Origin of the sequence: Guyparkeria halophila (assembly GCF_034479635.1) — a bacterium.
GTDB classification, from domain to species: domain Bacteria; phylum Pseudomonadota; class Gammaproteobacteria; order Halothiobacillales; family Halothiobacillaceae; genus Guyparkeria; species Guyparkeria halophila.
The window spans coordinates 1227974-1250243 of the sequence record NZ_CP140153.1 but is presented as its reverse complement, the minus strand read 5'-3'; the positions used below and the strand labels follow the sequence as shown (position 1 = coordinate 1250243).

16 protein-coding genes are annotated in these 22270 nt (G+C 66.0%); 12 read left to right on the top strand and 4 right to left on the bottom strand.

Annotation, left to right across the window (positions count from 1 at the left end; all coding sequences use genetic code 11):
- Positions 1 to 178: 178 nt before the first annotated feature.
- Positions 179 to 661 carry a hypothetical protein gene (locus SR882_RS05755; RefSeq protein WP_322520307.1) on the bottom strand — a complete coding sequence of 161 codons (483 nt, stop codon included), beginning with the start codon at positions 659 to 661 and terminating at the stop codon, positions 179 to 181.
- 320 nt (positions 662 to 981) lie between these two features.
- Here SR882_RS05755 and SR882_RS05750 point away from each other — a divergent pair, with 320 nt between their 5' ends.
- The 5 genes from SR882_RS05750 to SR882_RS05730 all read left to right on the top strand — a co-directional run bounded on the left by SR882_RS05750 (position 982) and on the right by SR882_RS05730 (position 8638).
- The gene (locus tag SR882_RS05750) at positions 982 to 1668 is read left to right on the top strand and encodes an alpha/beta hydrolase (protein ID WP_322520306.1); all 687 of its coding nucleotides are present in this window, start codon (positions 982 to 984) and stop codon (positions 1666 to 1668) included.
- A gap of 148 nt (positions 1669 to 1816) precedes the next feature.
- Positions 1817 to 4000, top strand: a complete 2184-nt coding sequence (rlmKL, locus tag SR882_RS05745; RefSeq protein ID WP_322520305.1) for a bifunctional 23S rRNA (guanine(2069)-N(7))-methyltransferase RlmK/23S rRNA (guanine(2445)-N(2))-methyltransferase RlmL — start codon at positions 1817 to 1819, stop codon at positions 3998 to 4000.
- 100 nt (positions 4001 to 4100) lie between these two features.
- Positions 4101 to 4679, top strand: a complete 579-nt coding sequence (locus SR882_RS05740; protein WP_322520304.1) for a C40 family peptidase — start codon at positions 4101 to 4103, stop codon at positions 4677 to 4679.
- 129 nt (positions 4680 to 4808) lie between these two features.
- Positions 4809 to 5768: an ABC transporter substrate-binding protein gene (locus tag SR882_RS05735; RefSeq protein ID WP_322520303.1), complete on the top strand. Its 960-nt coding sequence runs from the start codon at positions 4809 to 4811 to the stop codon at positions 5766 to 5768.
- Positions 5765 to 8638 carry a bifunctional diguanylate cyclase/phosphodiesterase gene (locus SR882_RS05730; protein WP_322520302.1) on the top strand — a complete coding sequence of 958 codons (2874 nt, stop codon included), beginning with the start codon at positions 5765 to 5767 and terminating at the stop codon, positions 8636 to 8638. The genes SR882_RS05735 and SR882_RS05730 overlap by 4 nt, the downstream gene beginning before the upstream one ends.
- Before the next feature lie 61 nt (positions 8639 to 8699).
- On the opposite strand, the gene xseA is transcribed toward SR882_RS05730, so the two are convergent.
- Complete coding sequence (gene xseA / locus SR882_RS05725; protein WP_322520301.1) at positions 8700 to 10232, bottom strand: exodeoxyribonuclease VII large subunit; 1533 nt, start codon at positions 10230 to 10232, stop codon at positions 8700 to 8702.
- 151 nt (positions 10233 to 10383) lie between these two features.
- Positions 10384 to 10704 (bottom strand): hypothetical protein, encoded by a 321-nt coding sequence (locus tag SR882_RS05720; RefSeq protein ID WP_322520300.1) that lies wholly within the window; start codon positions 10702 to 10704, stop codon positions 10384 to 10386.
- A gap of 476 nt (positions 10705 to 11180) precedes the next feature.
- On the opposite strand from SR882_RS05720, the gene guaB reads away from it, so the two are divergent.
- The 5 genes from guaB to SR882_RS05695 all read left to right on the top strand — a co-directional run bounded on the left by guaB (position 11181) and on the right by SR882_RS05695 (position 18988).
- Entirely contained in the window at positions 11181 to 12635 is a 1455-nt protein-coding gene (gene guaB, locus SR882_RS05715; protein ID WP_322520299.1) for an IMP dehydrogenase, read from the top strand.
- 111 nt (positions 12636 to 12746) lie between these two features.
- Positions 12747 to 14348, top strand: coding sequence for a glutamine-hydrolyzing GMP synthase (guaA, locus tag SR882_RS05710; protein ID WP_322520298.1), 1602 nt, complete (start codon positions 12747 to 12749; stop codon positions 14346 to 14348).
- 49 nt (positions 14349 to 14397) lie between these two features.
- Entirely contained in the window at positions 14398 to 14829 is a 432-nt protein-coding gene (gene tadA / locus SR882_RS05705) for a tRNA adenosine(34) deaminase TadA (protein ID WP_407653294.1), read from the top strand.
- A 75-nt stretch (positions 14830 to 14904) separates the two neighbouring features.
- On the top strand, positions 14905 to 16791 hold the full coding sequence (locus SR882_RS05700; RefSeq protein ID WP_322520296.1) for an ATP-binding cassette domain-containing protein: 1887 nt from the start codon (positions 14905 to 14907) through the stop codon (positions 16789 to 16791).
- A gap of 277 nt (positions 16792 to 17068) precedes the next feature.
- Positions 17069 to 18988, top strand: a complete 1920-nt coding sequence (locus SR882_RS05695) for a methyl-accepting chemotaxis protein (RefSeq protein ID WP_322520295.1) — start codon at positions 17069 to 17071, stop codon at positions 18986 to 18988.
- Positions 18989 to 19078: 90 nt separating this feature from the next.
- Here SR882_RS05695 and SR882_RS05690 read toward each other — a convergent pair whose 3' ends face one another.
- Positions 19079 to 19534, bottom strand: coding sequence for a tellurite resistance TerB family protein (locus SR882_RS05690; protein WP_322520294.1), 456 nt, complete (start codon positions 19532 to 19534; stop codon positions 19079 to 19081).
- A 159-nt stretch (positions 19535 to 19693) separates the two neighbouring features.
- Between SR882_RS05690 and SR882_RS05685 the strand changes: the two genes are divergently transcribed.
- Together SR882_RS05685 and SR882_RS05680 are read left to right on the top strand one after the other, a co-directional pair.
- Positions 19694 to 20434, top strand: a complete 741-nt coding sequence (locus tag SR882_RS05685; protein WP_322520293.1) for a M48 family metallopeptidase — start codon at positions 19694 to 19696, stop codon at positions 20432 to 20434.
- Positions 20435 to 20493: 59 nt separating this feature from the next.
- Positions 20494 to 22260 carry an N-acetylglutaminylglutamine amidotransferase gene (locus SR882_RS05680; protein WP_322520292.1) on the top strand — a complete coding sequence of 589 codons (1767 nt, stop codon included), beginning with the start codon at positions 20494 to 20496 and terminating at the stop codon, positions 22258 to 22260.
- Positions 22261 to 22270: the final 10 nt, after the last annotated feature.

Here is a 22270-nt window from a genome sequence, read left to right as displayed (position 1 = left end):
CATGACGGCTGACGGCGAGTCGGTTTTCGGGTTGCCCGGCGATCGCCGGACTCGGCCGCCCCCTCAGTCACGGGCAAACGAAAAACCCCGGCAGGTCATGCTGCCGGGGTTTCGTGTCGAGCGACGAGCATCGGCTCGGTACGGACAGCCCCTGCGCAATGCAGAGACCGCGGGCGGCTCAGTTCCGTCCGCCGCCACCGCCCATGCCCGAACCCGAGCCTCGTCGGTACTCCTCGTTGTCCATCATGTGCTCCCGCCGCTGCTCCTGACGCTCCTCTCGGTAGCGCTCCTCCATGCCTTCACCCTGGCCATCGCGGGGCCGCATCCGGTCATCCGACATATTCCGACCGCCCCGCTCGGCGTCATCCCGCGGCCCCATGCCCGAACCGGCACCGGGGCGATCGTCGGACAACGTCACGCCCTGGTCGCGAGCCCGTTGCTGTATGCGTTCCACATGCTCGGAACGCAATTGCTCGCGCTCTTCGAGGGTCTGGGCCTCGCGCATTTGCTCACGGTATTCGAGACGCTCCTGTTCGGTCATCAACTGGCTGCCGTAAACCGGCGCGTCGGCGGGATTCGCTTGCGCCAGCGAGATCGTCGGCAACGCCAGACCCACCGCAAGCGCGACGGCACTGGCGGTCGAAATCATTGTCTTGCTCATCATTTCCTCCTCCCCGTCAGCGGGGACGACATGGGGTAACGGCCCCTACCCGGATGGTAGTTACCGCCTTCCCGATTTTGCCAAGTCGACCAATAGCCCGGATAGCTTGAAGAAACATCCGGGCTAGGCTCGTTGGTGGTCTATTTTCCTTGCCGAAACCCGGCAAACGACGCCCACGGAGTGCATCCATGTCCCCCAGATGCTGTATGACCCCTCAATCCGAACGCCGTTCCGCGCTTGCCATGCGACGGCCCAGATTTCTCGTCGGCTTGGCTTCCGCGGTAGCCCTTGCCAGCCTCGCCCTTGTTGCCACCCCCATCATGGCCGCCGGTTCCACCAGCGCAACCGCCGAAGAGGCCGAACGGGAGGCCGAACGGGAGGCCGAATGGGAGGCCGCGTGGAAAGCCGCCGAGGAGCGCGCCAGGTTGGAGACACAAGCCCGCGAGGTTAACGAGGGTGAGCTTGCCTTCCTGCCACAAGAGCCCGCCGCCAACTCCGCCCGGATGGAAAAACACCTCGAGTTGAAATGGGAAAGCCTTGACGACGGCTGGGCCCGGATGCACCAGTGCCACCACAATCTCGACCCGGCCGCGGCCGTGCAGATCGTCTACAACGACGAGCGCACACGCGACATCCGCATCACCCGTCGGGACGGCGTCGGTCGGGCCGAGGTGGATGGTCCCAGTGTGCAAATGAGGGACATCGAGCGGGGCGCGAGCCTGTGCGTGGCCGCGCAAGTGCTCGCCATCCTGCCCCATCCGGACAAGGCCGGTTACGTGGTCGACAACGGTCCGTTCATGCGGCGGTTTCTCGATGGCTATTACCCCATGCACGTCCGCCTGGCGGTGAGCTGGCCCGAGGGGATGCTCGCCTTCGAGGAAAGCTCGCCACCGGCACAACCTGGCTTGGCGATCGAGTCGGACGACCAGGGGGTGACGCTCGAGGCGTACTTCGAGGGCCGGCTCGAGTCACGCCTCCACCTGGTGCGCGGTGCCGCCGCCCCATGAGGGCGGACAACGAAAACGATCGGAATGCCTGGGCCATTCCGGTAAACTCGCTTGTTTTGCCATGACAGATTCCGTCACGCCTCCCTCATCCCCTGCTGTCTTCGGTTCCGATCCCTCCACGGATGCGGACCGGGGCCCAGTCTGGTCGGTGGAAGTCATCGCCCCGCCCGGCCTGGAGACGGCCCTGGCCGAAGAACTGCGCCACCTGACCGGCGAGCCGATCAGCGATCGGCCGTTCGGGGCGAGCGCCGACCTGTCGGTCGAGGCGGTCTACCGCGTGCTCGCCGACAGCCTGATCGCCGGGCGCGTCTACCTGCCTGTCGCGCGCGGTCCGGCCGCACAGGCCGACGAACTCTACGATCTGGCCGACTCGGTCGACTGGTCGGCGCATCTCGCCGCCACGGACAGCCTGTCGATCACGGCTACCGGCGGCAACGAGGCCCTGCGACACACCGGCTTCATCGCCACCCGCGTCAAAGATGCGGTCGTCGACCAGTTGCGTGCAGCAACCGGGCAACGCCCCGATATCGACAGCGAGACCCCCGGCCTGCGCCTGCACTGTCACGTCTCCGGAAACGGTACCGCCAGTCTCGCCATAGAGCTCTCCAACGGCTCGCTGCATCGGCGCGGCTACCGTGTCGATGGCGGCGAGGCCCCCCTGCGCGAAAACCTGGCCGCCGGCCTGCTGTGGCGGGCACGCTGGCCGCAGGTCGCCAGCCTCGGCGGCGGTCTGTTCGACCCGATGTGTGGCTCGGGAACCTTTCTGGTCGAGGCGGCCCTATCGCTCTGGGGCATGCCTGCCGCCATGCGCCGGCGGCGTCTGGGCTCGCCCGGGTGGCAGGGGCATGTGCCGACGGCCCGTGACGCCATCCTCGATGACGCTGGGCGTGGCTGGCTCGACACCCCGCCAGCGCGGGGCACGCTGCCCATCCTCGGTCAGGATCGCGATCCACTGCAGCTCGCCGCCGCGCACGCGAACATCGAGGCGGCCGGGCTCGGCGAGGCGATCGAGCTGATCCACGCCGATAGCTTCCGCGCCCCCGTTCCGACCGAACTTCGAGCCGCCGAAACCGGCCTGCTAATCAGCAATGTGCCCTTCGGCCAGCGCATCTACGCATCACTGGACCAGGCCGAGTGGACCGCCCTGTGCTCTCGCTGGGTGGAAGGCCTGCCCGGTTGGTACTGGGGCATCCTGCGGGCCGCGGAAAGCGAGTTAACCTGGCCGCTGCGTTTCGAAAAGCGCGTGATGGTGCTCCACGGCGGCGTCGAGGTGGAATTCCTGCGCGGACAGTTCTCGGAGAAGAGCCTGCGCCGCGCCGCCGGACCGCACGCCCTGGCCGGCCGATTGATCGAGCAGGGGCGCCGCGAGCAATACGATGCCGCCGACTTCGCCAATCGCCTGGCCAAGAACTGGAAGCAGCGCAAGTCGCTGATCAAGCAGGGCGAGAATGCCCTGCGCCTCTACGATGCCGATCTGCCCGACTTCAAGCTCGCCGTGGACTGGTACCGCACCGAGGATGACCAGGCCTGGCTGGACATCCAGGAGTACCAGGCACCGAAACAGATCGACCCGCAGAAGGCACGAGCACGCCTGGCGGCCGCCACGGCGGTCGCGGTCGACACCCTGGGCATTGACCCGGACTGTGTCGTGGTGCGCCAGCGCGCCCGCCAGTCCGGTCGGCAGCAATACGGTCGCCTCGGCGGGGAGCACATCGAGCGCATCCTGCGCGAGCGTGATACCCGGTTGCTGATCAATTTCACCGACTACCTCGACGTCGGCCTGTTCATCGACCACCGGCTGGTGCGCGACCGCCTGGCGGAATTGTCACGGGGCAAGCGCTTGCTCAACCTGTTCTGCTATACCGCCAGCGCCTCAGTACGCGCCGCGGTCGCCGGGGCGCAGGCCACCACCTCGGTGGATCTTTCCAATACCTACCTCGACTGGGCCGAGCGCAACTTCGAGCTCAACGGCATTGCCGTGAACGGCCATCACCAGCTGCTGCGCGCGGACGTGCTGCGCTGGCTCGACCACCGGCCGTCGGCCGCGGAACGCTTCGACGTGATCTTTCTCGACCCACCGTCGTTCTCCAATTCCAAGTCGATGGAGGACACCCTCGACGTCCAGCGGGATCACCCGGACCTGATCGAGGCCTGCATGCCCCATCTCGCCTCGGGCGGCGTCCTTGTCTTTTCAAACAACCGCAAAGGGTTTACATTGCACTCTTCCATCGAGAAGCGATTCCAAATCGATGATATTTCGAGAAAAACACTGCCCAAGGATTTTGCACGCACCCCGGAACGACGGTTTGTCTGTGAAATCCGACGGCGCTGAGTGGACGGACCGGGCCCGCACTGGCGCCGTTTGGGCACCACCGGCGCGCGGTCGATCGACCGCGCGGCACCTAGCCGGCTGGGTGTTGCTGGCGAGCGCCGTGGCCCTTGGCAGTGGTTGCGCCAGCCAGCCGGGGTACGGCCCGGGCAATGAGCACGCCAGCCAGGCCGACGAAGCGGCGGCGCTGCTCGCGGAGGCCCAACGCCGCCGTGAGCTGCCCTACAACCCGCTCGAAACCATCGACACGCTTTCCGGCATGCACCCGCGTGCCATTGAGGCCGTCATTCAGGCGGTCGCTCAACTGGGCACCCCCTACCGCTGGGGCGGCGAATCGGCCGAGAACGGCTTTGACTGCAGCGGCCTGACCCAACACGCCTACCAGGCGGCAAGCATCAACCTGCCGCGCACCTCCTTCCAGCAATACCGCGCCACCACCCGCATCAAGCGCAACGCGCTGCGTCCGGGCGACCTGGTCTTCTTCCGGCTCAACGGCAAGCGCGTGGACCACGTCGGCATCTACGTCGGCGGCGAGCGTTTCATCCACGCCCCGTCAAGCGGCAAGACGGTCTCGTTCGCCAGCCTCGACAACGTATTCTGGGCTCGCAAGTACGTTGGCGGGGGACGCGCCGCAGAGGCCAATGAGCTACAGTTGGCAGGAAACCACCCCGAGGATTTCTGAGCCGGCCTGTTGACGCCGCCGAGTCCCGGCGGACAAGGGGGTAAATCGGCCACCGCGGCTTCCATGAGATCGCGGCAACGGCGGTAGGTCGGACAAGGACAACGACGCCCCACAGGGAGGGCATCTGCCATGGAACGCAGGCAGTTTCTCGTCACCGGTGCACTCGCCCCGCTCGCCGCCCTGCTGGGTTGTGAAGGCCGAGAACCACTACTGCGGGTCTCCGGCATCACCTGGGTCGGTTACGAACCGCTGTTCCTCGCCCGCGAACTCGACCTGCTGCCCCCCGACCGCATCCGCCTGATCGAGTCCCCCTCCAATACCAACAGCCTGATGCAGCTGGCCTCCGGTGAAGTCGAGGTCGCCACGCTCACTCTCGACGAATTCATCCTCGCCCGTGCCGGCGGCATCCCGGTACGCATCGCCCTTGTGTTCGACACCTCCCAGGGCGCCGACGTGGTCATGGCGCGTCCCGGTATCGATCGACTCGAGGACCTGGCCGGCCGACGTATCGGCGTGGAAGAGACCGCCGCCGGCGCCCTGATGCTGAGAAAGTCGCTCGAGGCGACCGGTCTCACCCCCGAAGACGTGATCCGCGTACCCGTCATTGGCAGTGGCCAGCTGTCCGCCTACCAGGAAGGCGCCATCGACGCGGTGATCAGTTACGAGCCGTTCGCCTCGCGGCTGGCCGCCCTCGGTGCCACCCGCCTTCACGACAGCAGTGCGTTCCCGGGCCTGATCGTCGACGTGCTGGCGGTCAGCGACCATGCCGTCAACCATCAGCCACGGGCACTCACCGACCTGCTGACGGCCTATTTCGAGTCCCTGGCCGTGATCCAGTCGAGCCCCGGACGCGCCCATCGCCTGATGGCACCGCGGCTGGGACTGACCGTCGAGGGCACGGCGCTGGCCTATGAAGGGATCGCCCTGTTGAGCCTCGCCGACAATCATGCCTGGCTGAAGCCACCCGCCACGCCGCTGCGCGAGGCGGCCATCACCGTCGCCGAGATCATGCAATCCAACGCGCTGATCGAGCAGGTTCCCGACCTGTCGAACCTCGCCACGGCGGGCTTCCTGCCGGAGGGGCCATGACGTTGCCGCGGCTCTCCCTGCGACTGATGGTCCCGCTGGGCCTGAGCTTGCTGTTCCTCCTGATCACGGCCGTCTCGCTGATCAACGGCATCCACAATCGCTCGGCCATCTTCATGGCCGACTCGAGCCAGCGGTTGCTCGGCTACACCACCGAGATCGCACGCACCATCGAGCAAGGCGGGCTGGAAGGCACCGGCCTACTCAAGGCTCGTGTCAGCAGCATCCTGACCGATCCACGCGTCGACATGCTGATCGCCATCGGACCCGATCGCGAGGTGCTGGTATCGCCCTACCAAACCTGGCAAGGCAAACCGGTCGATGAGCTGTTTGCCGAGCTCGACCTCACCGCCTTTATCGATCAACAGGATCAGCGCTTACCCAACCTCAACCGACTCGACGAGGAACAGACCCTTCGGGCGTTGCAATCCTTCGAATTGCCCGGCCTTTCCGGCCGCCCACGCTCGGAAAGCCGGGGCGTGGTCTGCGTGCGCATGGACCTGACCGCCTCGCTCGCCCGCATCCGCAACGAGGCCATCCTCGCGCGGCTCCCCGAGGCCGGCGTGATGCTACTGATCATCCTGCTGACCGCCTGGGTGCTCAACAGCCAGATCACCCGCCCGCTGGGACGCCTGCGTGATGCGGCAATGCGCCTGCGTCAGGGCAACCTCGACGTCCGTCTGCCCGAGCGCGGCTGCAGCGAAATCGCTGCCGTGGCCCAGGGCTTCAATGCCATGGCACGTGCGATCGGCGAGGCGCGCGATCAACTGCTGCAAAGCGAAAAACGTCTCGCCGTCACCCTCGACTCGATCGGTGATGGCCTGATCGCCACCGATCTTGACGGCATGATCACGCTGATGAACCCGGTGGCGGAAAGGCTGACCGGCTGGTCGCGCGAGGAGGCGATCGGCAAGTCCATCGAGGCGGTCTTCGTGATTTGCCATGCCAATGACGACCGTCCGGTGGCGATCCCGATCCGCCAGGTGCTCGCCGAAGGCACCCTGGTGGGGCTGGCGAACCACACCGTGCTCACCGATCGCCATGGCAATCGCCACCATATCGCCGACAGCGCCGCACCGATCCAGCATGACGACGGCTCGCTGGTCGGCGTGGTCCTCGTCTTCCACGACATGAGCCAGGAATATCGCCTGCGCGAAGCGCTTGCCGAGAGCGAACAGCACTTCCGCACGCTGGCCGACAACGGCCAGGCACTGATCTGGACGGCCGATCTCGACGGCAAGCGCGACTACGTCAATCGTCCCTGGCTGACCTTCACCGGCCTGGCTCCCAACCAGGCATTGAACGACGATTGGCAGCAGGCCGTCCATCCCGACGACCTGCCCGCCCTGCAACAGGTGATCGTCTCAGCCTACGAGCGCCGGGTCTCGTTTACGCGTGAATATCGATTGCGCCATCGCAGTGGCGAATACCGCTGGTTGCTGGCCAAGGGTACGCCTCGCTTCAACAGCCGGGGCGAGTTCCTCGGTTTCATGGGGCAATGCATCGATGTTACGGCGGATAAGGAAACCGCCGCCCAGCTCGAGCGGCTGGCCTATCACGACGGCTTGACCGACCTGCCCAACCGCGCCCTGCTGCTCGATCGGGTCGATCAAGCCATCCGGCAACGCAAACGCCATGGCGGCGTCGGGACGCTGCTCTTCGTCGACCTGGACGAATTCAAGCAGATCAACGACCTCTACGGTCACGCGCTCGGCGACCAGGTCCTGATGGAAGTCGCGCGACGGCTGTCCGGCCTGGTCCGCGATACCGACACGGTCGCCCGCCTGGGTGGCGACGAATTCCTGGTGCTGATTCCCGAAATGGCGCACGACATCCACGGGGCCCGCCAGGCCGCGACGATACTCGCCGACAAGCTGCGCCATGCCATGGGGCAGCCATTCGAGTTCGAGGAATTCCGTCACCTGGCCACCGCGAGCGTCGGCCTGACGTTGTTCGCCGGCAAGGTGGACAGCGCGGAAGAACTGGTACGCGAGGCGGATATCGCGATGTACCAGGCGAAGCGGGCGGGCCGGAACAACCTGGTCAACTTCGAGTCCGGCATGGTCGAGTCGGTCACCCGTCGCTATCGACTCGAACAGGAACTCAAGCTCGCCCTGGAGCGCGGCGAGTTCGAACTGCACCTGCAATCACAGCTTGACCGTGACGAACGGGTAATCGGTGCGGAAGTACTGCTGCGCTGGCGTCACCCGGTTCGCGGACTGGTCTCCCCGGGGGAATTCATCCCGGTGGCCGAGGAATCCGGTCAGATCATCGCCATCGGCGAATGGGTGCTCAACGAGGCCTGCCACCTGCTGCATGGTCTGGAGCAGTCCACACCGCCCGGGCATACCGGCCTCAACATCTCGGTGAACGTCAGCCCCCGCCAGTTCCACACCCCCGACTTCGTCGACCGCGTACGCCATACCATCGATCAGACCGGCATCGATCCATCACACCTGATGATCGAGATCACCGAGAACATGCTGGTCAGCCACGCCGACGATGCCATCGCTCGAATGCGCGCGCTGGCTGCCCTGGGCCTGTCCTTTTCGATCGACGATTTCGGTACCGGCTATTCCTCGTTCGCCTACCTAAAGCGCCTGCCCTTAAGCGAGATCAAGCTCGACAAGAGCTTCGTCGACGACGTCCCCGGCACGCCGGGTGACACGGCCATGGTCGAGGCCATCCTCGCCATGGCCAACCGCCTCGGCATCGACGTGGTTGCCGAGGGCGTGGAGACCTGCGAACAGTTCGACTATCTCAAGGCCAACGACTGCACCCGATTCCAGGGTTTCTGCTTTGCCCGCCCCGTGCCGGCGCGTCAGTGGATCGAGGAACAGCTGGAGGCCATGGAGCGCCGTTCACCGACCTGATCGATCGGCTTGTCGACCCAAAACACGCCAACGGGCAATCAGCCCCCCCGTGATCCGGCCGTCAGGCGGACGAGGACGACTGGCTGGGGGGCGGCCTCGTCCACTCCACCGCCACGTCGCCGTCAACGAACCGAATGGTCAGTGGCAATCGACCGGTCGCCCCACCCAGCCGCTCGACCTCCGCCGCCCGCTTGATCAACACACCCGAACCGTCGCCTCGGCGCTCACCGCGCGTCTCGATCAGGGCATATCCCCGCTGCTGGACCTGACGGGGGCCGAGGGCCTCCAGCTGACGGGACAGGCCGGCTAGACGCGTGCGCTCCGCATTCAGGCGCCGTTCGAAGTCGCGGGGATCAAGCCGGGCGACATCAAGTCGGGCTCGCCACCGAGGGATCAGGCGCTCTCGGCTCACCAGCAGGCGCCGGGAGAACGTGGTGATGCGCTCACGTTCGACGGCGGTGACAGCGGCGAGGGAGCGATGCAACCGACTCGCCGGCCCCACCAGCTGCTCCCTGAGTCCTTCAAGCCGCCGCCGAGGATGGGCACCCTCCAGACGTCGGCGCAAACCATGGGCACGTTCGCGGCCATGGGCGACGCGTCGCTCGATACCGTGTCGCAGCGGCGAGTTCAGGGCGGCCAGTCGATACCGGCCAAAACGCAGCTGCTCGACCGGCCCGCCGCGATCCAGCCGTCGTGTCAGTCCGTCAAGACGTTGCGACTCGGCCTGCAACCGTCCTTGCCAGCGCATCCGGCCCAGATCGGCCCACCGCCGGACCTGCTGGCGCATGTCACTGGTCGTGATCGGCGTGGCGAGTTCAGCGGCCCCGGTCGGGGTGGCCGCACGCCGATCCGCGACCAGATCACAGAGCGTGGTGTCGGTCTCGTGGCCGACGCCACTGATCACGGGTACCGGGCAGTCGTACAAGGCACGCACCAGCGTCTCGTCGTTGAAGGACCAGAGATCCGACAACGACCCACCGCCGCGCACGATCAGGGCGACATCGAAGACGTCACCGGTGAGTTGCGATACCGCCTCGCGCAACTCGCCCGCCGACTCACTACCCTGCACCCGAACCGGGAACAAGGTGACCCGGGCGAGTGGAAAACGTCGTGCCAGGGTCACGCGCACGTCGTGGATCGCCGCGCCGGTGTCCGAGGAGATCACCGCGATATGGCGCGGCAATGCCGGCGTCGCCCGCTTGTGTTCGGGCGCAAACATCCCCTCGGTCAGCAGGCGTTGCTTGAGCCGTTCGAACTCGGCGGCCAGGCGCCCCTCGCCGGCCGGCGCGATCGACTGGACGATCAGCTGATAGGCGCCGCGCTCGGTGTAGATGCCCAGCCGGCCGGTCGCGACCACCTCCTCGCCCTCGCGCAGTGGATGGGCGCAGCGCTGGGCGTTGCCGCGAAAGAAGGCGCAGCGCAACTGCGAGCGATCATCCTTGAGCGCAAAATAATGATGACCGGAGGCGGCCCGCTTGTGTTCGCTGATCTCACCGACCACCTCGACCATGCCGAAGACCTGGCCGAGCAGATCGCCGGCCTGCTTGTTGATCTGGGTGACCGACAGGGCGGTCGATCCGGTGGGAGACGACATGGGCGCGATCCGTGATCAGGCAACAATACCGCGCTCGGGTCTGATCCGAGGGCGGCACGAAAAAGGCCGCGAACGACGCTCGCGGCCCGGGAAAGCTTGCTGTTTCTAGCGGTAGGCCAACCCACCGGGGTTGGCCGGGACCATCAGGCCCTTACCAGCCGTTGTACGGACCGGCGTCCTGAGTTTCCCATTGCTTCTCGGCCAGTGCCTGCAGCGATTCGATGTACTCGGCCTTCTCGATGGCCTTGTCGTACTCGCCTTTCTTGGCCAGCTTGTCGGCTTCGCCGAAAAGGGCGCTCTTCGGATGCGGGCTCCAGGCTGCGTAGCCCTGCTCTTCAACGGCCTGGATAGCCGCCTGGGCTTCCTGCTTGGCCTGCTCGTAGTCTTCCATGCTGGCGGCGTTCGCCATGCCGGCGGTACCGATCAGGGCAAAGCCCGCTGCTGCGGCAACAACGCGTGCTGTTTTAATCATTATTTACTGCCTCCTAGGTGGTTTGCTCTGGTAGCGAGTCCGACTTTAGCGCAATCAAACTCGGGATGCCAACAACCCCCTGGAACCTCGGCACGATTAGCAATACGGCTCTGCGCGCCTTGAGCCGGACAGATGCAAGGCGACCGTCCGTCGCGCAAGGGTGAGTCCCTTGTCAAGGACGGCAACGCCGCAGGTGTCCGGCTCAAGGCACGCCCTGCGGAGCTTGCCGAGTCACCCCCCTTCCGCGTTGCGCCATCTTGGCGTGGCCGCCAGCACGCCGGCGACGCCGCGCCTTGAAGGCGGGCCACTCACCAAGCCAGAGTGGCATTGCTAATCGTGCCGAGGTTCCTTATGCCGCCAAAACCGCATTCGGATAGTACCTGCGAGGTTACTGACGCATCCGGACGTTTACCCATCGGGCGCAGGCCACTATAATTGCGCGGACACTTTCTACCATCCGCAAGAGCCCCCCAACCATGCGAATCCTCGAGGAAGGTCTCACCTTCGACGACGTGTTGCTCATCCCGGCCCGCTCCTCGGTGCTGCCCCGGGACGTCTCGCTCGTCACCCGCCTGACCCGCAATATCGAAATCAACATTCCGCTGATCTCCGCAGCGATGGATACGGTCACTGAGGCGCGTCTCGCGATCGCGCTGGCCCAGGAAGGGGGCGTGGGGATCATCCACAAGAGCATGTCGGTCGCCCAGCAGGCCGAGAATGTACGCCGGGTGAAGAAGCACGAATCCGGCGTCATCAAGGATCCGATCACCGTCACGCCGGACACCAGCATCCGCGACGTGCTCAAGATCACCCGCGACCACGCCATCAGTGGCGTACCCGTCGTCAGCGAAGGCCATCTGGTCGGCATCGTCACCAGCCGCGATCTGCGCTTCGAGCAGAATCTCGATCAGGCCGTCGCCCAGATCATGACCGGCAAGGAACAACTGGTGACCGTCAAGGAAGGTGCCAGCCGCAAGGAAGTCGAAACCCTGCTCCACAAGCATCGCATCGAGAAGGTGCTGGTGGTCAACGGCGGCTTCGAGCTGCGCGGCATGATCACCGTCAAGGACATCCAGAAGTCCACCGACTACCCCAACGCCTGCAAGGATGCCTCCGGGCAACTGCGCGTCGGCGCGGCCGTCGGCACCGGCGGTGACACCGAGGAACGGATCGAGGCGCTGGTGGCCGCCGGCGTTGACGTGATCGTGGTGGATACCGCCCACGGTCACAGCAAGGGCGTGCTCGACCGGGTGGCCTGGATCAAGGGCCGTTATCCGCAGGTCGATGTGATCGGCGGCAACATCGCCACCGCACAGGCGGCGCTCGACCTGGTCGAGGCTGGCGCCGATGCGGTCAAGGTCGGCATCGGCCCCGGTTCGATCTGCACCACCCGTATCGTCGCGGGCGTCGGCGTGCCGCAGATCACCGCCATCTCCAACGTAGCCGACGCTCTGAAGGGCGTCGACGTGCCCGTCATCGCCGATGGCGGCGTGCGCTTCTCCGGTGACTTCGCCAAGGCGATGGCCGCCGGCGCGCACTCGGTCATGGTCGGCTCCATGCTGGCCGGCACCGAGGAGTCGCCCGGCGAGGTCGAGCTCTTCCAGGGTCGCTCCTACAAGTCCTACCGCGGCATGGGCTCGCTGGGTGCCATGCAGCAGGGCTCCTCCGACCGCTACTTCCAGGCCGAGGAATCCGCCGAGAAGCTCGTCCCGGAAGGCATCGAGGGTCGCGTGCCCTACAAGGGGTCCCTGGTTGCCATCGTGCACCAGATGATCGGCGGGCTGCGTGCCTCGATGGGCTACGTCGGCGCCAAGGATATCGACACGATGCGCAAGCTGCCGCAGTTCGTGCGTATCACCAACGCCGGGATGCTCGAGTCGCACGTCCACAACGTGTCGATCACCAAGGAAAGCCCGAACTACCGGACCTGATCCTGTCCCGCGCCCTGCGGGGCGCCGAACTCCTAATCGACCCGGCCTTGCCCGCCGGGTCGACTTGTTACAGGGTCATTCGGCCCTTGCCTGAACAACACGGACCTCACGATGACCGCTTCCTCGACCATCCCGCACCCCGATATCCACGCCGAGCGCATCCTGATCCTGGATTTCGGCTCGCAGTACACGCAGCTGATCGCCCGGCGCGTGCGCGAGTCACGGGTCTATTGCGAGATCCATTCCTGGGATGTCGACAACGCCTTCGTGCGCGACTTCAACCCCACCGGCATCATCCTCTCCGGGGGGCCCGAGTCGGTGATCGACCCGCAGAACGCCCCGGCCGCCCCCGAGATGGTCTTTACCCTCGACGTGCCGGTGCTGGGCATCTGCTACGGCATGCAGACCATGGCCGCCCAGCTGGGCGGCAAGGTCGAGAACGCCAGTCATCAGGAGTTCGGTTTTGCCAAGGTGCGGGCCCGTGGCCACACCGCGCTATTGAAGGACATCGAGGACGAGGTCACCGAGGAAGGCTTTGGCATGCTGGATGTCTGGATGAGCCACGGTGACCACGTCGTCGCGCTGCCGGAGGGCTTCAAGCTGATGGCCTCGTCGGACAACGCGCCGATCGCCGGCATGGCCGACGAGTCACGTCATTTCTACGGGCTGCAGTTCCACCCCGAGGTCACCCACACCCGTCAGGGCGGGCGCATCATCCATCGCTTCGTCCGCGAGATCTGCGGCACACAAGGGCTGTGGCGCTCGGATGCCATCATCGAGACCATGATCGAGCAGGTCCAGGAGAAGGTCGGCGACGAGGAGGTGATCCTCGGGCTGTCCGGCGGCGTGGACTCCTCCGTGGTCGCCGCCCTGCTCCACCGCGCCATCGGCGACCAGCTCACCTGCATCTTCGTCGACAACGGCCTCTTGCGTGAGGGCGAAGGCGACCAGGTAATGCGTACCTTCGCCGAGCACCTGGGCGTACGCGTCATCCGCGTGGATGCCGAAGACCAGTTCCTCGGCCGTCTGGCCGGCGAGGCCGACCCGGAGATCAAGCGCAAGATCATCGGCAACACCTTCATCGACATCTTCGACGAGGAGGCCGGCAAACGGGAAAACGCCCAGTGGCTGGCCCAGGGCACCATCTACCCCGACGTGATCGAATCGGCCGGCTCCAAGACCGGCAAGGCGCACGTGATCAAGTCGCACCACAACGTCGGCGGCCTGCCCGAGCACATGAAGCTGGGCCTGGTCGAACCGCTGCGCGAGCTGTTCAAGGACGAGGTCCGCCAGATCGGCCTGGAACTCGGTCTGCCCAGCGAAATGATCATGCGCCACCCCTTCCCCGGCCCGGGCCTGGGCGTGCGCATCCTCGGCGAAGTCAAGCACGAATACGCCGAGCTGCTGCGACGCGCCGATGCGATCTTCATCCACGAGCTGCGCGAGGCCGGGCTCTACGACCAGGTGTCGCAGGCCTTCGCCGTGTTCCTGCCGGTGCGCTCGGTGGGCGTGATGGGCGATGGCCGACGCTACGACTACGTCGTCGCCCTGCGGGCCGTGGAGACCATCGACTTCATGACCGCCCGCTGGGCCCGCCTGCCCTACGAGTTCCTGGAAAAGGTCTCGCTGCGCATCGTCAACGAGGTTCGCGGCATCTCGCGGGTCGTCTACGACGTCACCGGCAAGCCGCCCGGAACGATCGAGTGGGAATGACGCTGGCTCCCCGCCCCGGCAAACGATGACGGGCCGCGACCGAAGCCACATGCGGGAGTGCCTGGTACTGGCCCGACGCTCGATCATGCTCGGCGAGGTGCCAGTCGGCGCCATCGTGGTGGATGCCAACGACACGACAATCGGCCGCGGTCACAATCGCCCGGTGGGCCTGCACGACCCCAGCGCCCATGCCGAGATCCTGGCCATGCGCGACGCGGGGGAACGGTTGGGAAATTACCGCCTGGACGACTGCACCCTCTACGTCACCCTCGAGCCCTGCCCCATGTGCCTGGCCGCCGCCTGTCACGCGCGCATCAGTCGCATCGTCTACGCCGCCCCCGACCCGCGCGCCGGCGCCTGCGGGTCTGCCATCGACCTCAACCGCGCCGACTGGCACCACTTCCGCCCCGTCATCGATACCGGCCCCTGTGAGACCGAGGCCGCCGAACTGCTCACCGCATTCTTCCGGGACCGCCGCTGAACACAGTCGGATACCTCATCGTCAACCGCGTACAATGCCCGCCTCTTTCAGCCTCCAGATTCAAGCTCCATCCCTATGCCCCTTCTGACCATAGAAAACCTGCAATTCGCCATCGGCGACCGTGTCCTGCTCGACCACGCCAACCTCACCATGGAGCGTGGCGACAAGTTCGCGCTGATCGGCCGAAACGGCGAGGGCAAGTCCACCTTCCTCAAGATGCTGGCCGGCATCCAGCGGGCCGACGACGGCCAGATCCGACTCGAGCCGGGCGCACGAGTCGCCTACCTGCCGCAGGACCCGCATCTGGATACCGACGATTCGGTCTACTCCGTGATCGCCGAGGGACTGGGCGACCTGCACGACGTGCTCACCGAATATCACCAGTTGGTGCAGAACGCCGACAGCGACGCAGCGCTCGATCGCCTGTCGACCCTGCAGCACGAACTGGAAACCCGCGACGGCTGGATGGCCGGACAGAAGATCGACGAGGTCGTCACCCGGCTGGGGCTCGACCCGGATGCCTCGGTACGCGGGCTGTCCGGCGGCGAGCGCCGCCGCGTCCTGCTCGGCCAGGCGCTGGTGCTCGAGCCGGAGCTGCTGCTGCTCGACGAGCCCACCAACCATCTCGACATCGCCGGCATCGAGTGGTTGGAGGAGCTGGTCAAGCGTTTCAACGGCGCGGTGGTCTTCATCACCCACGACCGGGCGTTCCTCAAGCGACTGGCCAACGGCATCATCGAGCTCGATCGCGGCAACCTGACCACCTGGCCGGGCGATTACGACAACTACCTGCGCCGCGTCGAGGAGCGCGCCAATGCGGAGGCGCAGGAGAACGCGCGTTTCGACAAGACGCTCGCCCAGGAGGAAGTCTGGATTCGCCAGGGCATCAAGGCACGCCGGACGCGCAACGAGGGCCGGGTGCGCAACCTGGAAAAGCTGCGTGCCGAGCGGGCCGCACGCCGCGAGAAGGCCGGCAAGGTGGCCCTGTCGGCCGACTCGGGCCGTACCTCCGGCAAGATCATCGCCGAGACGGACCACGTCGACGTGAGCTTCGGCGACAAGACCGTCATCCGCGATCTGTCCACCACCATCCTGCGCGGCGATCGCGTCGGGCTGGTGGGTCCCAATGGCGCCGGCAAGTCCACCCTGATCAAGCTGCTGCTGGGGCAGATCGAGCCGACCGCCGGGCACATCAAGCGGGGCACGCAACTCGAGGTGGCCTACTTCGACCAGCATCGCGCCCAATTGCGCGACGACTGGACCGCGATCGAGAACCTCTGCGACGGCGGCGACCGCCTGCAGGTCGGCGAGTCCAATGTGCACGGCATCGGTTACCTGCAACAGTTCCTGTTCACCCCGGAACGCGCCCGAACCCGCGTGGAACTGCTCTCCGGCGGGGAGCGCAACCGCCTGCTGCTGGCCAAGCTGTTCGCCAAGCCCGCCAACCTGCTGGTGCTCGACGAACCCACCAACGATCTCGACCTCGAGACCCTCGAGGTACTCGAGCAGGCGCTCGCCGACTACAACGGCACCCTGCTGCTGGTCAGCCACGACCGGGCGTTTCTGGACAACGTCGTCACCAGCCTGCTGGTGTTCAAGGGCGATGGCGAGATCGAGGAGGTGTTCGGCGGTTACGAGGACTATCTCGCCCGGCGTACGGTCGGATCGAACCGGACAACGGCCAAATCCGGGGCCAGCGCCAAACCGGCACCTGCCAAGCCCGCGGCCCCAGCCAAGAAGGCCAAGAAGCTTTCCTACAAGGATCAACGCGAGCTCGACGCCCTACCCGGCCGGCTCGAGGCATTGGAGGCCGAACAGGCCGAACTGCAGACCGCCATCAACGACCCCGCCTTCTATCAGGGCGATGCCGCCGACATCGAGCGCAGCCTCGCCCGCGTGACCGAACTCGAGCAGGAACTCGAGGCGGTCCTCGAACGCTGGATGGAGCTCGAGGGCGGCTGATCTCGCCCCCCCGTCGGGCACCGAGTGTTCGGTCGCCGGCCGGCAACAAGCCGGACAATGGACTCCGCGATCGCATTTCGCTAACGTGCGCGACCTTCCAACGGGCTGCGCACCAGGGGACTGGTCAGGGACACGCGCGGCACCCGGCCGATATGGATAGTCAGCGAACCATTACCCCAGCTAAACGCTCGGGCTAAAGGACGCGGGACACCTGCCGATTGAACGGTCCCGTGTCTCGAAATCGACACGACCGAATGCCGCCGTCACGGAGCCAACCATGCCTGCCCTGTTCAAGAACCTCACCATCGGCGCTCGACTCGCCCTTGGCTTTGCCCTGGTTATCGTCTTCATCGCCGCCCTGATCATCCCGTTGGTGATCACCGAGTTCTCCGCCACCATCAAGCAGGCGCAGCAACGCGAACTTAGAGGGCTGTTCGAGAGCGCGCAGGCGGAAATCGGTGCCGAGGGCCGACTGGCCGAGGCGCTGAGCGTGGCCATTTCCCGCATCCCGGACGTCGGGCAGGCCATGGCCGAGCGCGATCGCGAGCGACTCGCCGCAATGACTCAGCCGATCTTCCCGCCGCTCAAGGAAAACTTTGGCGCACGCCAGTTCCACTTCCACCTGGCGCCCGCCGTGTCGTTCTTCCGCGCCCACAAGCCGGCCAAGTTCGGCGACGACCTCTCCGGCTTTCGCAAGACCGTCCTGGCGACCAACAATGAAGGCAAACGCGTGCGCGGGCTGGAACGGGGCGTCGCCGGTCTCGGCATGCGCGGCATCTCGCCGATCAGCTACCAGGGCGAGCACCAGGGCAGTGTCGAGTTCGGTATGAGTTTCGGCCAGCCCTTCTTCGACAAGTTCAAGAATGGCTACGGCGTCGACATCGGCCTGTACCTCGAGACCGACGGCGGCAACTTCGAGCCCTTCGGCTCGACCCTCAAGGACCCGGCCGCACTTGATGCCGACCAACTGCGTGCCGCCCAGGGTGAAACCACTATCTGGGAACACAGCATGGGCGAAACGCCCACGGTCACCTACGCCCATACCATCGCCGACTTCTCCGGCGATCCGGTGGGCGTGCTCGCGGTAAGCATGGATCGCAGCGAGTACGTCGAGCTCCAGGCCGCGGCACGCAACAAGGTCATCTCGGTGATGGCCGTGGCGATAGCGATTGCCGCCATCATCGGCTTTCTGATCACCCGCAGCATCACGCGGCCGCTGCGCCGCACCGTACGGGCCATGGACGACATTGCCGCCGGTGACGGCGATCTCACCCAGAAGCTCGACGAGAGCGGCCGCGACGAGATTGCCGACCTGTCGGCCGCCTTCAACCGCTTTGCCGGCAAGATGCGCGATTCGATTCACGAGGTCGCCAATTCCACCAGCCAGCTCTCCGCCTCGGCCGAGGAGCTCTCGCAGATCACGGCCGACACCAACGAGGGCGTCCAGCGCCAGCGTGAGGAGACCGAGATGGTCGCCTCCGCGATGAACGAGATGACCAGCACGGTCCAGGACATCGCGCAGAACGCCTCCGGTGCAGCCGACGCCGCCCAGAATGCCGACGACGAGGCCAAGGACGGTCAGCGCGTGGTCAACGAGACGATCGACCATGTCGCGGCGCTGGCCGACGAGATCGAAGAAGCCGGCACCATCATCGGCAACCTCGAATCGGCCAGCGAGAAGATCAGCACGGTGGTCGACGTCATCCGCGAGATCGCCGAGCAGACCAACCTGCTGGCGCTCAACGCCGCCATCGAGGCGGCTCGCGCGGGCGAACACGGCCGCGGTTTCGCGGTGGTCGCCGAGGAAGTCCGTTCGCTCGCAAGCAAGACCCAGGCCTCCACCCTCGAGATCCGCGAGATGGTCGAGAGCATCCAGGGCGGCTCGAAACAGGCGGTCGGCGCCATGCAGAGCAGCCAGGTGCACGCCCGCAAGACCGCCGATCAGGCCCGCGAGGCCGGCCAGTCGCTGGTGACCATCACCCGCGCGATCGAGACGATCACCGACATGAACCACCAGATCGCCTCGGCCGCCGAGGAACAGGGTCAGGTGGCCGAGGAGATCAACCGCAACGTCTCCAACATCAACGAGGCCGCCTCGCAGACGGCCGAGGGCGGGGCGCAGACCTCCACGGCCAGCCACGAACTGGCACGACTGGCCTCACAGCTACAGGTACTGGTCAACCAGTTCCGCACCTGACGGGCGGAAGAGCCGCACGAGAAAGCCCCGCGACCGGACGGTTGCGGGGCCTTTTTTTGCCGGCCGCGCCGGGACGTATAACGGGAAACCTCAGTCGGGCGGAACCGATTCTTCGGCGCGTAGCCGGGCCCGGATGAAATCGCTGTGCGGGACGTACAGGAGATCGGCGATCTGACGAATGACCGACTCTTCCAGATGGTGCTTGCCGGCGTCGGCATAGGCGACCCGCCAGAGGGTTTCCACCACCTGACGCTTCTGGTCGGAACCGAGCTGCTCGTTGAGCACCCGAACGAACGGGAAGAACCCGGTCGAATCGTCCACCTCGGCCGCGGCATGACGGACCAGTTCGTCCGCCTCGTCCCGCGCCATGGCGAAATCGTCGACCAGGGTGCGGCGGATCACCTCGAGTTCGTCGTCGGCCACATCGAAGTCCGCTCTGGCCACCTCCATCAAGAGAATGGCAACGGCCGCATCGACGCGAGTTTCAACGGCGGTTTCCTTGCCCCGATCGTCGGGGAAGAACAGGGCTTGCAGGGTCTTGAGCATAAGCAGTCCCGTAGGCAGGTCGATTGAGCGATGAATGGCATCGTGCCTTGAGGCCACGTGGCAATCTAGATCAGCCTAGTCGCTCTTCGTTCACCTCGCCCGGCACATGATCCGGCACCTCAATATCGGCTCCGTTACACTGCCCCCATCATGACTCCCGTGACACGCCATCTATTCGCCCCTCGTCACCCCCGCGGCCCACAGACGCTCGACCACTCGCTCGGGACGATCCGGGTCGAGCGCAAGGCGATTCGCCATCTTTACCTGCGCCTGGATGCCAGGGACGGCAGCCTGCGAGTCAGTGCCCCCAAACGGGTTTCCGACCGGGCGATCCGTGCCTTCGTTACCTCGCGTGCCGGGTGGATTGCCACCCAACGCGAGCGCCGGGCCCGACGCCCGGCCATCCTCACCGAAGCCAACCTGCCCGACTCAATCCACCTGCTGGGCCAGGAACATGTGATCTCCTGGCGGGCGACGGATGACGACGTTCCGCGTAGCGAGCGCCTGGTGATCGCCGAGGGCCATGTCCATCTGACCGGTCCCGATCAGCAGACGGCCCGCCAGCGGCTGCGCGAGCACTGCCGCCAGCTCCTCAAGGGCCATCTCGACGCGCGGGTATCGATGTGGGCCAGCCGGATGAGTCTGCCGCAGCCGGAATCGCGGGTGCGCCGCATGAAGACCCGCTGGGGCACCTGCAATATCCAAGCGCGGCGCATCTGGTTGAACCTGGAACTCGCCCGCATGCCGCTCGAGGCGATCGATCTCGTGATCGTTCACGAACTGGCCCACCTGATCGAGCGCGGCCACAACCGCCGGTTCTACGCCGTCATGGATGACGCCTATCCTGACTGGCGCCGCTGGGAAACCACCCTGTCCGAGTACGGCATCATCGGCCTGTAAGTCGGATTGGTGCGCTAGACTCCCCTACCCCAATCAACCGACGACAGGCGAACGAATCGATGTGTGGCATTTGCGGATGGCTGGAAACCGGAACGCGTGACGGCAACCTGACCGCGGTACGTCGGATGATGAGCCGACTGGAACGACGTGGCCCGGACCACGAGGGCAGCTTCTCGGACGGGCCGCTAGCCTTCGGCCACCGCCGGCTGGCGATCCTGGACCTGTCCTTCCACGGCCACCAACCGATGGTCGACCGCGAGCGCGGGCTGGCGATCGTCTTCAACGGCACCATCTACAACCATCCCCAACTGCGCGAGGAACTGCAGTCGCTCGGCCATCGTTTCGCCTCAACCGGCGACACCGAGGTGATCTTGACCGCCTTCCGCGAGTGGGGCCCGGACTGCGTGGCCCGTCTCGACGGCATGTTTGCCTTCGCCATCTGGGACATGCGCGACCACTCGCTCTTCCTGTTCCGCGACCGCCAGGGCATCAAGCCGCTGTATCACACCGTCGGTGACGGCCCGCTGCGCTTTGCCTCGAGCATCCCCGCCCTGCTGGCCGCCGGCAACGTCGATACCGACTTTGACCCCAGCGCCCTGCACCACCAGTTCACCCTGCATGCCGTGGTGCCCGCCCCACGCACCATCTTTCGTGGTGTGAACAAGCTGCCGCCGGGCCACTGGATGCGGGTCGATCGCAATGGCAACCGCCAATTGCAGCGCTACTGGGCCATCGACACCGCCGAGGACCACGACGTCCCCGCCGACGAATGGCCCGAGCTGATCCACGAGCGGCTGCTGGATGCCGTGCGCAAACGCCTGGCCATCAGCGACGTGCCGGTGGGCGTGCTGCTCTCCGGCGGGCTGGACTCTTCGTTGATCGTCGCCCTGGCCCACGAGGCCGGCGTGACCCCGAAGACCTTCACCATCGGCTTCGAGGACCAGCCGGAGGAGAAAGGCAGCGAATTCGAATTCGCCGATCCCGTCGCCGAGCGCTACCGGACCGAGCACTTCCGTTTCCACGTGCCCAACGAGCAGGTGCTCACCCGCCTGCCCGAGGCGGTGCGCGAGATGAACGAGCCGATGTTCGGCCAGGACGCGGTGGCCTTCTACCTGCTGTCCGAGCAGGTCGCCCGCGAGGTCAAGGTGGTGCTGTCCGGCCAGGGCGCCGACGAGGTGTTCGGTGGTTACTTCTGGTACCCCAAGATGGCCGAGACCGACGGCTCGGATCTCGAACGCTTCGCGCCCTACTACTTCGACCGCAGCCACGAGGAGCTGATGGCGATGGTCACCCAGCGCTTTCGCGGCCCGGACGCGACCAGCGAACTGGTGAAGAAAGGACTGGCCGGGGCCGGACACGGCTCGTTCGCCAATCGGGTACTGGGTTTCGATGCCAGCACCCTGATCGTCGACGACCCGGTCAAGCGGGTCGACAACATGACGATGGCCTGGGGCCTGGAGGCGCGCGTGCCCTTCCTGGATACAAGCCTGGTCGAGGCGGCCATGCGCGTACCGGCGGAACACAAGCTCGCCCAGGGTGGCAAGGGCATCCTCAAGAGCATTGCCCGGGGGCGCATTCCGGATGCGGTGATCGATCGTCCCAAGGGCTACTTCCCGGTGCCGGCCCTCAAGTTCGTGCGCGGCCCGTTCCTCGAGTTCATGCGCGAGATCCTCACCTCGGACACCGCCCGGGCCCGCGGCCTGTTCGAACCGGCCTACGTGGAAAAGCTCCTGGCCGAGCCCGATCGCCATTTCACCCGCCTGCAGGGGGCGAAGATCTGGCACCTGGCCGTGTTCGAACTGTGGCTGCAGGAACAGGGGCTCTGACCCCCTCAAA